Consider the following 15484-nt stretch of genomic DNA (forward strand, 5'->3'; position numbering starts at 1 on the left):
GACTATGTCATTGAAAGCTTATGATAGGTTAAAATAGAATATGTTGTTTTTTTCAAATTCTTTCTATAACAAAAAAGAGGGCGCCATCATTTGGCGTACCTCTTTTTTGTTCATAGGTATTTCCAGTTTAATCCCGACAAGGTGAACATTCATGAAGAAGGAAATGATAAAAAGAACTGCCTGCTTAAGTGAAAGCTTACTAATAAAACAAAACCTGAAAATCAAACACGAAACGCTTTAATGACAGCTTGTAATTCTTCTGACATTTTTGATAGGTTGCGAGAAGAAGATGAAATTTCCTCCATAGCAGCCAGCTGCTGTTCAGAAGATGCAGCTACCTCCTCAGAAGCCGCTGCATTTTCACTTGAAATATTGGCTACCTCAGAGACTGTTGCTACTACTTGCTGTGTTCCAGCAGATATTTCTTGAACAGTCGCGGATATTTCTTCAATTTGAGGAGTAATATCCTTCATTCCTCTTAAAATTTCTGCAAATTTTACTGCTGTTTCTTTTGTCATTTCAAATCCACTTGCCACATTTTCAGTTACAGTTGCCATACCATCAACCGATCTTTGTGTACCTTGTTGAATCTTCGCAATAATTTCTCCAATTTGCTTCGTTGACTGTTGTGTTTGTTCTGCTAGTTTACGAACTTCATTGGCAACGACTGCAAACCCTTTCCCATGCTCTCCAGCCCGAGCCGCTTCAATGGCTGCGTTAAGTGCTAATAAATTGGTTTGATCGGCAATTCCTAATATAGCATCCGAAATGCTCCCGATATGTAAAGAGTGCTCATGCAGTTCCTTAATCGATGCATTCGATTGTTCCACCGCCTCATTAATGGAATCCATTTGTTCCAATGTTTGAGAAACGGTAGTCTCTCCATCCTCTGCTTGCTTTCTTGTATGTTGGGCAAGGTCTGAAACTGCATTACTGTTCTCAGCAATTCTTTGAATTCCTAAAGCGGTTTCTTCCAATGAATGGACACTTTCATTAATACTATTTGTTTGATTTTCTGCTCCACTCGCAACTTGCTGCACCGCTCTTGCAACTTGCTCTGCTGAAACAGAGGTTTGCTCAGCATTCGTATTTAGTTCTTCACTGGCAGCAGCAGCTTCTTTGGCATTTGTCGAGATTTTATGTACAAGATTGCGAAGTCCTTTCATCATATCATTAAAAGCATTTTCAACGTCTTTCATTTCATCCCTCGTATGAAATGATATATTTGTCGTTAAATCGCCTCCTGCGATATCTTTTGTAATTTTCTTCAATTGATTGACAACATGTTTTATCGATAAATAAAACCCAGTACATAAATAAACTATAAAAATAATAACGAGTGCGGTAGATACATATAATATCATTCGTACTGTTTGTAGATCTTTTACCTTATTATTCATTGTTTTCTCTAATTCATTAGAAAGCGTTTCATACATTAAAAAAGCGTTTTCAATTGTTGAACTACTATACTTTAAAAAATCATCGGTATTGATTACAATCGTTGAACCATCAATTAAGTTAACTGAAATATAAAAAAAGTATTGAACAATATCACTCGAAATGGTATTAAATTCTTCAAGCACCTTTTCAAAATATGGATCTTCTTCGGCAATAACCTCTAAGCTATACTTCATATCATTTAAACTTTTTTGCGAATCACTAATAAGTTTAATAAGCTGATCACGCTCTTGATTATAAATTTTTTCCCGATTGGTAATGTTCTGGCCGATAACACTCATTTGTCCTAATTTTTCTGAAAGAGATGGCATCGTAACGACAACGTTTTCCACCAAATAATTTCCAACTTTATTATCATTTAAGAATAGATCAGAATTATCTCCCACTTTATTCATAAAATTAATAATATCGTTAATATAGGCATTGTATACCTCTACCATGATCTCTCCATAGTTTTGTTCATACACAGATGATGATATGTTTTCCCATCGTTCCTTTAAGCGTTCCCAATTTTCAGTAGCATCCAGTTGCTTGGCCTTTTTATCAAAGTTCGTGATTTTTTCTATTTTTTCATTTATGTCGTCATTCACAGCATTTAATTCATTCTGCAGGCCCTCTTCGCCCTTTCCTATCTGCAGCATAAGAGAGCGGTGCATTTGAATATCTTTTAATAAATCATTTAAGAGTAAGTTATAAGTCATTCCTTGCTGGCGCATGTCTATTCTTTTTAAATTACTGTTGCTGTCTGAGATCGTGGTGGTGACTAAATATGCCAAATAAATCGCAATAAGACCTCCAATCAATGCAAATTTTTGTCCGTACTTAAGACGATTCATCAGCTGTATAATCGGATTAAATAGTTTCATTACTTCTTTCCTTTCTCAAGCTTTTTTAAGTAAACGTATTCAATTCTAATATTTTCGTTGCATGCATCCAAAGCATGAACTCGTCGATCGTGGATGGGCACATTGGGAGATAAGCAAAATGAAGTTGCTTTATTTATGAAAAATCTCATATACAAACAAAAGGGAAATCGGGTAGAGTAGGGCAGAGATGTAAAATATTTTTCACATGAGTATATTTTTTGTGATAAAGCGTATACAATCTATTCTACCATGGGAAAAAATTAGGATTCATGAAAATTATAGTATATTTATCCTATGATAAAATGTTTTTCTTTACATAAATTTCTGACAAAATATAAAATGTCGAAAATTTGTCACATTTAATCGTTTCTTTTGTCTATGATTATGGTAATTATTGTTTTTTAACCAGTTAATGTGGGTCTTTATCGTCATTTCCCTCAATTCATTTTATAAAACATTTAACCTATATCCACTTATTTTTATCCTTTCTCACAAAAAAGAACCGGATGTGTCACAAAAGGACACTTCCAGTTCTTTTTTGTTCGCTTATTGAGATATTGTAGCAAATGCTTTTTCCGCTGCTAGTATCGTTTTTTCAATATCATCATTTGTATGGGATGTCGATAAGAACAAGCCTTCAAATTGAGATGGCGGCAAGAATACGCCATTATTAGCCATTTCTCGATAATAAGCAGCAAATAGCTGCAAATCAGATGATTTTGCTGTTTCATAGTTCACAACTTGCTCGTTAGTAAAGAAAATCCCGATCATTGATCCCGCACGATTCACTGTATGAGGAATATGATATTTTTCAGCAGCATTTCGCAAGCCTGCTTCTAATTGATCTGCTTTCTTCATAAATGTTTGATATGTTTCAGGCGTTAATTGTTTTAATGTTTCATAACCAGCTGTCATAGCTAACGGATTGCCAGAGAGCGTACCTGCTTGATAAATCGATCCACTCGGTGCAACATGTTCCATGATCTCGGCTTTTCCACCATAAGCACCAACTGGCAAACCGCCTCCGATTACTTTTCCTAAACAGGTGATATCTGGCGTTATACCAAAATAACCTTGGGCACATTGGTAATCAACGCGAAAACCAGTCATCACCTCATCAAAGATTAATAAAGCTCCATATTGTGTTGTTACATCTCGCAAGCCTTGTAAAAATCCAGGCAATGGAGGAACTACTCCCATATTGCCGGCAACAGGTTCGACAATAACACCAGCAATATCATCGCCAAATTGTTCAAATGCATAGCGAACCTGTTCTAAATCATTGTAAGGTACAGTAATTGTATTTTTCGCTACACCTTCAGGAACACCCGGACTGTCCGGCAAACCTAGTGTGGCAACGCCCGAACCAGCTTTAATAAGCAAGGAATCGCCATGCCCATGGTAGCAGCCTTCAAATTTCAAGATCTTATTTCGGCCTGTATAGCCGCGGGCAAGACGCAATGCGCTCATCGTCGCTTCCGTTCCCGACGATACCATCCGAATGATGTCTATCGAAGGCACTCGCTCTTTCACAAGTTCAGCAAGTTTATTCTCTACTAACGTCGGTGCTCCAAAGCTTGTTCCCCGCGCTGCTACTTCTTGGATGCTTGCTACGACTTTTTCATTTGCATGCCCTAAAATAAGCGGTCCCCAAGAAAGCACATAATCAATATATTCATTGCCATCGATATCGTATATTTTAGACCCGTTTCCTTTATCCATAAAAATTGGATTCATATCAACAGATTTAAAAGCTCGCACAGGACTATTTACACCGCCTGGCATAAGCGTTACTGCTTCTTGAAAAGCTTTTTTTGAATTTTCATAGGAACGCATGATTTTTCCGCCTCCAATTTTGATCAAATGTAAATATCATCTTCCATCCACATCATGCAATGCTGCCATGCCTTATTTTGTTATATATCGAGCTGCATCTTTAGCAAAATAAGTGATAATGAGATCGGCTCCAGCTCTCTTCATACTTGTTAACATTTCTAAGACTAAAGCTTTTTCGTCAATCCAGCCATTTTGAGCAGCAGCTTTCACCATTGAATACTCACCGCTGACATTGTACGCAACAACTGGTAAATTAACGTTATTCTTTACATCACGAACAATGTCTAAATAGGATAAAGCCGGTTTGACAATAATAAAATCTGCCCCTTCTTCTACATCTGAATCAGCTTCACGCAATGCTTCCATCCTATTGGCATAATCCATCTGATATGTTTTTCGATCCCCAAACTGCGGTGCACTATTGGCAGCTTCACGGAACGGGCCATAAAACGCTGATGCATATTTGACAGCATATGACATAATTGGCACATGTTGAAAACCATTTTCATCTAAACCTTGTCTGATTGCAGTAACAAACCCATCCATCATATTTGAAGGTGCAATGATGTCTGCTCCTGCTTTTGCCTGACTGACAGCTGTCTTTACTAAAAGAGTAAGTGATGGATCATTTAATACTTCACCATCTTGAATGACACCACAATGTCCATGATCTGTATACTCACATAAGCAAGTATCTGCAATCACAATGATATCTGGATAATGCTTTTTTATGATTTTTGTTGCTGCTTGAATCAAGCCATGATCATGAAAAGCACCGCTTCCTTCCGCATCTTTCACATCAGGAACTCCGAAGAGTATCACGGATTTAATCCCTAATGAAACAATCTCAGCCATTTCGGCATGTAATTGATCTAGTGAAATTTGCTGTACACCTGGCATCGAGACTACTTCATTCCTTTTATTTTCTCCTTCTGCTATAAATAATGGATAGATGAAATCTTCGACATGAAGATGTGTTTCTCTCACAAGCGCCCGCATAGATGAGGATTGACGTAGACGACGATGACGTTTAAATTGTAGCTCTTTCATTTTTCTCCTCCTTATTCGTTATCGGTAAAATTCGCTGCTAATTCGTCCACCATTGCTTCCATTGTATAAGTGGCCGGAGATGCTGCCACAACAAATCCATGACTTTCAATCGCAGCTTTTGTTACTGGCCCAATGCAGACAACTTTCGGTTTTAATGCCTCTTTCATTAAGTGATATTCCTCTACTACTTGCAGAAAATGATGAAAGGTAGAAGGACTTGTAAATGTAATGATGTCTAGCTTTTTCTCTCTCAACAAAGACGCTAGCTTTAGTTTGCTAGGCTCAGGAAAAAATGTTTCATAAATAATCCATTCATCAACAGTTATATTCCGTTCTTGGAAGCTGTTTGCAATAGTAGCACTAGCTAAGTTGCCTTTTACTACTAATGGTTTTTTCGCTTTATGCAAGTGGAAAAATTCTTTTGTAAAGTCACGAGCAGTATAAAAAGTAGGCATAAACGCTGATGAGACAAGATATGCTTCTAATGCTTCTTTCGTTTTTTCGCCTACGACTGCAAAACGCCGGTCACTGCAAGAATGCGGAAAAGGGATGGAAAGGGCTTGAAGGCGTTCGAAAAAAAAGCGAACCCCATTTTTACTAGTAAAAATAATCCAGTCGTATTCATTAAGCTGTTTGATAAATTGCTCCTCTTGTTTGTCAACATGCAAGTTAAAATCTATCAATGGTACGATTACAGCACTGCCGCCATAGTGTTGAATTTTATCAGCAACTTGGCTGCCTCTTTCCCCACCTCTTGTAATTAACACATGCTTTCCACTAAGCGGTAATATCTGTTTCATATTTTATTCGAGCTCCTCTTTCACCTGCTCAATCAATGCTTTTCCCCCAAGCTGGATCAATGATTCTGCAGCAGCTTCTCCGACTTGTTGAGCATCTTTTCCACAAATTGTTTCTTTGTAAATTGTATTGCCATCAGGGGAAGCAACGAGCGCAGTCAAGCTAATTTTTCTATCTGCTGCAACCGTAGCAAACCCAGCAATTGGAACTTGACAGCCGCCATCCATTTTATGTAAAAAAGCACGTTCAGCTTGCACTGCCAATGCTGTATCAGGGCATGTAAGTTTATGCAATTGTTCTAATAATTCATCGTCATCAGCTCGGCATTCTATAGCCAACGCTCCTTGACCTACTGCTGGCAAGCATATGTCCGGCTCTAAGTATTCAGTTGCCACCTCTTTGCTCCAGCCCATCCGAGCAAGCCCAGCTGCCGCTAAAATAATAGCATCATAGTCCTCCGCCTTTAGCTTCGCAAGTCTCGTATCAATATTGCCGCGAATCCATTTAATGTTAATATCCGGTCTCATCGCCAACAATTGAGCAGCTCTCCGTAAACTGCTCGTACCAATAACCGCCCCTTTCGGCAGTTCACTTAATTTTCTATGTTCCTTTGAAATAAGGACATCACGATAATCTTCTCGTTTAGGAATACAGCCAATAGCTAATCCTGGAGGCAAAACTGCTGGCATATCTTTCATACTATGCACTGCCATATCAATTTTTTTATCGAGCATCGCCTGCTCAATTTCTTTTACGAACAAGCCCTTTCCTCCGACTTTGGAAAGCGTAACATCTAAAATCCGGTCTCCCTTTGTTACCATTTCTTCTACTTCGAATGAAAAAGGAACACCTAATTTCTCTAACTGATCCTTTACCCAATTTGTTTGAGTAAGCGCTAATTTGCTTCTTCTTGAACCGATCGTGATTTTTCTCATCGTGAAACCTCCCCTGCAATATTGCATCCATCACACGCCTCTTGCTGATTACGCTCTATCTTATATTCCTCTTCATCGATACCAAAAATGAAACAAAGATACTTGACTAATAAAGAAGAAGTTAACGAGTAAGAGTAAAAAAGCAGCGATATTAAATATAGCCAATGATTTTCCAAATATTTTTTTTCTAGTATAAAAGTAAAGAAAGATATTATAAACAATTAACAGTATAAAAGACCCGGTAATTTTAGGATCGTACCAATAGAAGTTTGAAAGTTTAATAAGTGCCCACTGCAATCCCAAGATTAAACTTAATAATAGCATCGGCACCCCAATTGCATTTAATACGTAAGACATTTTCCCGAGCTTTTCTAAATCGCTTAAGCGCCACAACCGCGGGCCCCACTTTTTTTCCTTCAGTAAATGGTATTGCAGCAAGTATAAACAAGAAAAAACAAATGAGAATGAAAACGCTGCATAAGATAAAAGTGCCATCATAATATGAATGAGGAGAAGTTCAGACACTAGTTTCTCGGCCATGGCAACGGTTGGCATTTGCGTTGGTGCGAAGGTGTGGATGGCCATAAAGATAAAACCGAGCATATTGATAAAAAATACAATAAAATCTATTTTAAGAACTCTATTGACAATAAGCGAAAAACTAATTAAAACCCAGGCATAAAAATATAACCCTTCAAAAAGGGTCAGTACAGGAAATCTTCCAGTGCGAACCATATAAAGAAATAAAAAGATTGTTTGTAAAATCCAAACAATCGCAAGAAGCCAGAAGGCAGAGCGATTAGCCTTCTGATTTTGATGCCAAAAATCAATGAAGTAAAGTAAAATACTAATTGAATAAAGGACGATCATGAGCTCATGCAGCCTTGTCATCAATAAATCAAACATATCCATCCATCCTCATTCATGATTGGAAAGATGCGCTCGCTGCAGTTACATAAGCTCTCTTTTCATTGATTTGATGTTCTTGTAGGTGCTGATGTGCCGGTTGATCAATATCAAAGATTTGCTTGAACAAATCTAGTTTTTCAGCAGCATCTGGTTGGCCAGCTAATTCTTTCGCTTGTAAAATCGGATTCTTTAGCATTTGATTAATAATGCTTTTTGTATGCTTGCTTAATACTTTTCGTTCCCGCTCTGTTAAGCCGGGAATTTTACGTTCAATACTCTTCATTGTTTCTGCTTGAATGCCAAGAGCTTTTTCTCTTAAAGCAGAAATAATTGGAACAACCCCAAGCATATGAATCCATTCGTTGAAAGCAACCAGTTCTTTTTCAATCATTAACAAGATTTTTTCAGCAGCTTTTTTTCGTTCGGCAACATTTTCAGCAACGATCCCTTCCAGATCATCGATATCATATAAGAAAACGCTCTCTAATTCTGAAATCGCAGGATCTAAATCACGTGGAACGGCAATATCTACCATAAATAAAGGACGGCCTTTGCGCATCCTTTCGACATCCATCATCATTTCCTTTGTCACTACATAAGATTTAGAACCAGTTGAACTAATGAGAATATCTGCTTCTAATAAAGCGCACTGTAGTTCTTGCAAATGCTTTGCGTGCCCTTCAAAACGATTTGCTAGCGTTTGCGCCTTTTCAAAAGTGCGGTTAATGACAGTTATTTTTGTTGCGCCGCTTCCGTGAAGATTTTCAATTGCAAGCTCTCCCATTTTCCCCGCGCCCACAATCAATACATGTTTATTGTGTATATTTCCGAACACTTTTTTCGCTAATTCTACTGCTGCGTAGCTTACTGAAACAGCATTTGCCCCTATGTCTGTTTCTGAGTGTGCTTTTTTAGCTAATGTTAAAGCCTGTTTAAACAATTGATGAAAGACTGTTCCTGTTGCACCCGATTCTTGGGCGAAAAGAAAGCTGCGGCGTACTTGCCCTAGTATCTGTGTTTCCCCCACGACCATCGAATTTAGTCCACAAACAACCTTAAATAGGTGCTCCACAGCCCCTTCTTGTTCATAAATAAATAAGTACGGTGTAAACTCAGCTTGATCCAGCTGAAACCACTCAGCAAGAAAAGCTTTTATATAATAACGCCCAGTGTGAAGTTGATCGACAACCGCATACACTTCTGTACGATTACATGTAGAAACGATCACATTTTCCAAAATGCTTTTTTTCTGCTGCAGCGCACGCATGGCGGCAGCTAAGTCTGCCTCACTGAAAGACAGCCGTTCTCGAATTTCTACAGGGGCTGTTTGATAATTTAATCCTACAACGATCGTATGCATGCCATGACACCCCCAAAATAAATTACTACTACTATTATACCATTTCTCTTTTTTAAATTTTTGTTAAAATGTGAACAGAAAATGAAAAGATGACCAGTACTGTGATAAAATAGAACGAATCATGTTAATATTTATTGAGAATAAAGTGAAACTTCTATGAGTGAGGGTTTTTTCTTATCCCCCACTCATAGTTAGTTGAACCAATCGGACATTTACTGGCAGTTATCCCCCACCTATACTTCTTCGATTCCTCTTACTCTCCGAGGTGGGGAGCTTACTGCCAGTTAGATGTGGGATAAATGCATACAGCAATTGCTTCCTTTTGTACCGTATCAAAAATGGAAAGCAGAATCAAGTTAATCGGCTGGAAGCGAGGATGACAATGAAAAAAAAATCACTTTTCTCCAGTATCATTCTAATTGGCTTTGGTCTTTACTTTTATTTAGATCACCTTCCATTTGCTTGGCTAAGGGAGCTATATCATTGGCCGACATTGTTCATGATTATTGGCTTGGCTTTTTTAGCTCAAGGCTATCTCGCAAAAGATCATGAGGCGATCTTACCAGGAACGATTCTTTTTGGCTTTGGCCTTCATTTTCATGTTGTTCAAAAATATGATATCTGGCCAGATCATATCGGAATTTTTCTTCTAATCATTGGACTCGGATTTCTCCTGCGCTATCAAAAAACCGGCGCTGGCCTGCTGCAAGGTTTCTTATTCTTAGTATTGTCCACTCTACTCTTATTTTATGACAACATAATCGAGTGGTTAGGTTTACTTGAACTGAATGCACTATCAACCTTAAATCTTTGGCCGCTCCTTTTTATTTTGATCGGTCTTTATTTGTTTATCGCTAGAAAAAAGTAAGGATGTTCATTGAAAAAGAGGCTGAAGCCAATAGCGGCATCAGCCTTTTACTATAAAGTGAAACTTCCATGAGTGAGGGTTTCTTTCATCCCCCACTCATGGTTAGTTGAACCAATCGGACATTTGACTTTCAGTTATCCCCCACCTAGCGCTTCTGATTCCTCTTACTCTTAAGGTGGGGGGGCTTACTGCCAGTTAGATGTGGGATAAATGTCTAAAGCTATATTTTGCTTTCAATTGCCGTCCATGCCGCGTCTTTTCCTTCTCCAGTCTCTGATGAGAAAATAATTGCTTCATCTGTAGGTAGGATTTGCAATGTTTCCTTGACGATACGCAAATGCTGCTGCCTTTTTCCCTTTGAAACTTTATCTGCTTTCGTAGCAATGACAATGCAAGGCGTTTCATAATGCTTCAAAAACTGGTACATTATCACGTCATCATTAGTAGGCGGATGACGTAAATCGACGATCAACAACGCCGCCTTTAAATCTTGCCGTTCGGTTAAGTACGTTTCGATCATTTCTCCCCATTTCATTCGTTCCCGCTTTGAAACCTTTGCAAATCCATAACCTGGAACATCTACGAAATAGAGCTCATTTTCGATCTTATAAAAGTTTAAAGTCTGAGTTTTTCCTGGCTTGGAGGAAGTACGGGCAATGCTTTTACGATTTAGCATTTTGTTAATAAAAGAAGATTTCCCCACATTGGAACGCCCTGCCAAGGCAAACTCTGGAAGGCCATCTTCCGGGTATTGATCCGGTTTCACCGCACTAATCACCATTTCTACTTCATTTACTTTCATGCTTGCTCCTCCAATAAGGCAGTCTTTAACACTTCATCCATATGGGTGACAGGAATAAACTCTAGTTCTTCCCTCACACTTTCAGGAATATCGTCAATATCCTTTTCATTCTCTTTTGGCATAATAATTGTTGTTAAGCCAGCTCGATGGGCACTCAGCGTTTTTTCTTTTAAGCCGCCGATCGGAAGTACTCGTCCTCTCAAGGTGATTTCACCTGTCATGCCAACTTCTTTCCTAATCGGTCGATTAGTTAGTGCAGAAACTAAAGCAGTTGCCATTGTAATCCCAGCTGAAGGTCCATCCTTAGGAACCGCCCCTTCCGGCACATGTACGTGGATGTCTACTTTTTCATGAAAATTTTTATCCAGCTTTAGCTCTTCTGCTTTTGAGCGTACAAAACTAAAGGCTGCTTGAGCTGATTCTTTCATTACGTCACCTAGTTTTCCAGTTAACACAAGCTTGCCTTTTCCAGGTGAAAGCGAAACTTCAATTTGAAGCGTGTCTCCTCCAACTGTTGTATAAGCAAGCCCAGTTGCTACACCAACCTGGTTCTCCATTTCCGCTTGTCCATAACGATATTTAGGTTTGCCCAGAAAATCGGCAAGATTCTTTTCAGTCATGATGACCCGTTTCTTTTCACCTGCGACCATAATTTTAGCTGTTTTTCGGCAAAGGGTAGCAATTTGTCTTTCCAATTCCCTTACACCGGCTTCTCTTGTATAATAACGAACTATTTTTTGAAAAGTCTGATCTCTAATTTGCAATTGTCGTTTTGTTAAACCATGATTTTTTAATTGTTTTTCCAATAAGTGATCTTTTGCAATTTTGATTTTTTCCAATTCCGTATATCCTGCAATCGTGATAATTTCCATCCGATCACGAAGCGGCCCTGGGATTGTTGCTAAATTATTTGCTGTCGCAATAAACATAACTTTAGATAAATCATACGTCTCTTCAATATAATGGTCGCTAAACGTATTGTTTTGCTCTGGATCTAGTACTTCTAACATAGCAGAAGAAGGATCGCCTCGAAAGTCGCTCGACATTTTATCTACTTCATCTAGCAAAAATACCGGATTAATAGTAGTCGCTTTTTTCATGCCTTGAATAATTCTTCCTGGCATTGCTCCTACATATGTTCTGCGATGCCCCCGAATTTCTGATTCATCTCGAACTCCCCCTAAGGAAATACGGACAAATTTTCGGCCTAAAGATTCTGCGATTGAGCGTGCAAGACTCGTTTTTCCAACGCCTGGAGGACCTGCGAGGCAAAGGATAGGGCCTTTTAGTGAATTCGTCAAATGTTGTACAGCCAAATATTCAAGCACACGCTCTTTCACTTTTTCAAGTCCATAGTGATCGCGATTTAAAATTTTCTCTGCTTTTTCAATATTTAGGTCATCCTTTGTTGCCTTCGTCCAAGGCAGCGAAGTCAGCCAATCTAAATAGTTTCGAATCACAGCACTTTCCGCAGAAGCGGATGGAACTTTTTCATAGCGATCCAGTTCTTTAAGCGCTGCTTTTTTTACGTGTTCCGGCATCTCCGCTTTTTCAATTTTTTCTGTCAGCTCAGCAATTTCACCGGTTTTTCCTTCTTTATCACCAAGTTCTTTTTGGATAGCTTTCATTTGCTCTCGCAAATAGTACTCTTTTTGTGTTCTTTCCATCGATTTCTTTACACGCTGGCCAATTTTCTTTTCTAAGCTTAATACTTCTTTTTCGTTGTGAATCATTTCAATCACACGAATCATTCTTGTTTTAATATGCACAGTTTCAAGTATTTCTTGCTTATCCTGAAGCTTTAATGGCAAGTGAGAAATGATCACATCTGCCATCCTTCCAGGTTCTTCTATATCTGCTACTGTTGCAAAAGCTTCAGCAGAAATTTTATTGGACAGTTTTATGTATTGCTCAAAATAATCGAGCATTGTTCTCATCAACGCTTCCATTTCTGTATCAACATTGTTGTCATCTTTAAAGATTTTCAGTTTTACATTATAATGATGATCTTCTTGAATAAATTTAACAATTTCAGCGCGCTTTAAGCCTTCCACTAAGACACGTATTGTGCCGTTTGGAAGCTTGAGCATTTGTTTGACCTTTGTAAAAGTTCCCATTTTGTAAATATCACTTTCATCAGGATCATCTATGGAAACATCCTTTTGTGTAGCCAAAAGAATTAAATTATCACCCATCATCGCTTGTTCCAACGCTTCAACAGACGCCTTTCTTCCTACATCTAAATGAAGCACCATCGTTGGATAAACAAGCATTCCTCTTAAAGGCAAAAGAGGAACAACTGGCTCATTATTCTGTGACATATCGTGCACCTCCCAGTACAACCTCGTAAGTAAAATTAAGTAACACTTTTATCGGAAGGAGGGCTTTCCCTCCATCCAGAGAATCTCTTTTCCCACACTAATCGGACATTTCGCTTCCGTTATCCCCTACCTAGATTTCCCTCATTCCTAAATTGTTTATAAGCAGCAGACATTCCCCAAAAAATCTTCATGCAGTGCTGATTTTATCGTTTGGCTAAATGTGGGTAACGTATAACCTCTATCAAGTGAAAGGAGCAATTCCCCTCATTATCACAACACTTCACAAAAAATACTTGTGACCTATGCCCTATAATCTTCTATGCAGATTGAGATTGCCTGAACGGGTAAATGATAAGGATTCCTTATCTTTGTACAATTCTAACCCATTTATAAAAACGTGTCTATTATCGCAGCATTCCGATGCTATTTTTTTCTGTTCTTCCTATTTTCGCTTTACTTTTAGAATGTATCAAGAAAAGCGCATTTCATAAAAAATCGACTTGGGATAAACCAAATCGATTTTATCTGATTTGTCAGGACGAAGTTAGTACACCCTTCCAAGTCGATTCACACTTCTTTCATCATTCTACATGCTTTCTTTCTGCTCAAATTTATTTACAAGCGCCACTTCATACACTTCTTCTAATTGTTTAACTGGAATAATTTGAATACCGCTTATTTTATGCAACATTGCTTGCATATTTTCAAAAGGAACAATCACTGTTTTTACACCAGCTTTTTTTGCAGCTTTCACCTTTGCTAAAATACCGCCAATTGGTTTTACACTTCCGTGGATGCTTATCTCTCCCGTCATCGCAACCTCATTATTTACTGGGATTCGATAAATAGCAGAATAGATGCCCGTTGCCATTGCTATGCCAGCAGAAGGTCCGTCAATCGGAATACCACCAGGGAAGTTAACATGAATATCATACTGCTCAGCTGGAACACCCATCGTACGCAGTACTGTAATGACATTTTCAACAGAGCCTTTCGCCATACTTTTTCGGCGAATAGATTTTCCTTGGCCGCCAATATTTTCTTCTTCGATAATACCAGTAATATTGATCGATCCTTTTTCCTTAGCAGGAATAACCGTCACTTCAATTTCTAACAGCATACCGCAATTAGGTCCAGTAATTGCAAGGCCATTTACTAGCCCAATTTTCGCTTTATCTGCAATTTTCTTCTCTGGTCTTGGCATTAATTGGCTTGATTGTACAATCCAATCAATGTCTTCATTCGTAATGTGATTTCTTCCTTCAGTTATAGCGAGCCCAGCTGCTATTTGCACAATATTAACAGCTTCACGGCCATTGCGAGCATGTGAGGCTAAATAATGAATTCCTTTTTCCGGAATGGACACTTCCATTTTATCACAGGCTTTTTTAGCAACAATCATTATCTCTTCTTGATCCAGTTCACGAAAAAAAACTTCCATGCATCGTGAACGAATTGCAGCTGGTATTTCGTTAGGTGTTCTTGTTGTGGCACCTATTAAGCGAAAGTCAGCAGGGAGCCCATTCTTAAAAATATCATGGATATGCAATGGGATTTGTGTATTTTCTTCACTATAATATGCACTTTCTAAAAATACTTTACGATCCTCTAACACTTTTAAAAGTTTGTTCATTTGAATCGAGTGCAATTCTCCGATTTCATCAATAAAAAGAACTCCTCCATGTGCATTCGTTACAGCACCTTGTTTCGGTTGTGGAATGCCTGCTTGCCCCATGGCACCTGCACCTTGATAGATAGGATCATGCACTGATCCTATGAGAGGATCCGCAATCCCACGCTCATCAAAGCGGGCTGTTGTTGCGTCCAATTCTACAAATACAGCATTTTGTTGGAAAGGAGATTTTTCTTGACGTTTTGCCTCTTCCAACACAAGGCGTGCAGCAGCTGTCTTGCCTACCCCAGGCGGCCCGTAAATAATGACGTGCTGAGGGTTAGGGCTGCAAAGTGCAGCTTTAAGAGATTTGATACCATCTTCCTGGCCAACAATATCTCCAAAGGATGCTGGTCTTACTCGTTCTGCTAACGGTTCTGTTAAAGAGATGGAGCGCAGCTTTCGCAATTGCGCCATTTCTTTTCTCGATTCACGATCGATGGATACTTTCTGTGTTCGTTGATTTTTAAGCAAACTCCAAAAATATAAACCGATAATCACACCAAAAAATAATTGAATCATTAATGCTATCCCTGTCCAATGCATGACATCAACCTCCAGCCTAACCTTTTTATCCGCATTCAATCGAATTGAAACACTTTTCTCATT

General features: G+C 38.6%; 11 protein-coding genes. 1 reads left to right on the forward strand and 10 read right to left on the reverse strand.

Annotated features, from left to right (window positions below):
* Nucleotides 1-221: 221 nt before the first annotated feature.
* The 7 genes from J2S08_RS00835 to hemA all read right to left on the reverse strand — a co-directional run bounded on the left by J2S08_RS00835 (nt 222) and on the right by hemA (nt 9212).
* Nucleotides 222-2324, reverse strand: a complete 2103-nt coding sequence (locus J2S08_RS00835; protein WP_307225718.1) for a methyl-accepting chemotaxis protein — start codon at nt 2322-2324, stop codon at nt 222-224.
* Nucleotides 2325-2870: 546 nt separating this feature from the next.
* A complete protein-coding gene (gene hemL, locus J2S08_RS00840; RefSeq protein ID WP_307225720.1) occupies nt 2871-4160 on the reverse strand; it encodes a glutamate-1-semialdehyde 2,1-aminomutase in 1290 nt (429 codons plus the stop codon).
* A gap of 72 nt (nt 4161-4232) precedes the next feature.
* Entirely contained in the window at nt 4233-5210 is a 978-nt protein-coding gene (gene hemB, locus J2S08_RS00845; protein WP_307225723.1) for a porphobilinogen synthase, read from the reverse strand.
* Nucleotides 5211-5221: 11 nt separating this feature from the next.
* Nucleotides 5222-6010: a uroporphyrinogen-III synthase gene (locus tag J2S08_RS00850; RefSeq protein WP_307225725.1), complete on the reverse strand. Its 789-nt coding sequence runs from the start codon at nt 6008-6010 to the stop codon at nt 5222-5224.
* Between the two features lie 3 nt (nt 6011-6013).
* Nucleotides 6014-6943, reverse strand: coding sequence for a hydroxymethylbilane synthase (hemC, locus tag J2S08_RS00855; protein ID WP_307225727.1), 930 nt, complete (start codon nt 6941-6943; stop codon nt 6014-6016).
* A gap of 72 nt (nt 6944-7015) precedes the next feature.
* Nucleotides 7016-7849, reverse strand: a complete 834-nt coding sequence (ccsA, locus tag J2S08_RS00860; protein WP_307225729.1) for a cytochrome c biogenesis protein CcsA — start codon at nt 7847-7849, stop codon at nt 7016-7018.
* Between the two features lie 16 nt (nt 7850-7865).
* Nucleotides 7866-9212: a glutamyl-tRNA reductase gene (gene hemA / locus J2S08_RS00865; RefSeq protein WP_307225731.1), complete on the reverse strand. Its 1347-nt coding sequence runs from the start codon at nt 9210-9212 to the stop codon at nt 7866-7868.
* Nucleotides 9213-9594: 382 nt separating this feature from the next.
* On the opposite strand from hemA, the gene J2S08_RS00870 reads away from it, so the two are divergent.
* On the forward strand, nt 9595-10080 hold the full coding sequence (locus tag J2S08_RS00870) for a LiaI-LiaF-like domain-containing protein (protein ID WP_307225733.1): 486 nt from the start codon (nt 9595-9597) through the stop codon (nt 10078-10080).
* 220 nt (nt 10081-10300) lie between these two features.
* Here the strand turns inward: J2S08_RS00870 and yihA are convergent, their stop codons facing one another.
* From yihA to lonB, 3 genes are all read right to left on the reverse strand, one after another.
* Entirely contained in the window at nt 10301-10882 is a 582-nt protein-coding gene (gene yihA / locus J2S08_RS00875; protein WP_307225735.1) for a ribosome biogenesis GTP-binding protein YihA/YsxC, read from the reverse strand.
* Nucleotides 10879-13203: an endopeptidase La gene (gene lon, locus J2S08_RS00880; RefSeq protein WP_307225737.1), complete on the reverse strand. Its 2325-nt coding sequence runs from the start codon at nt 13201-13203 to the stop codon at nt 10879-10881. The genes yihA and lon overlap by 4 nt, the downstream gene beginning before the upstream one ends.
* A gap of 586 nt (nt 13204-13789) precedes the next feature.
* Nucleotides 13790-15421 carry an ATP-dependent protease LonB gene (gene lonB, locus J2S08_RS00885; RefSeq protein WP_307225739.1) on the reverse strand — a complete coding sequence of 544 codons (1632 nt, stop codon included), beginning with the start codon at nt 15419-15421 and terminating at the stop codon, nt 13790-13792.
* Nucleotides 15422-15484: the final 63 nt, after the last annotated feature.

This window comes from Bacillus chungangensis (genome assembly GCF_030812995.1).
GTDB classification, from domain to species: Bacteria; Bacillota; Bacilli; order Bacillales; family Bacillaceae_C; genus Bacillus_CF; species Bacillus_CF chungangensis.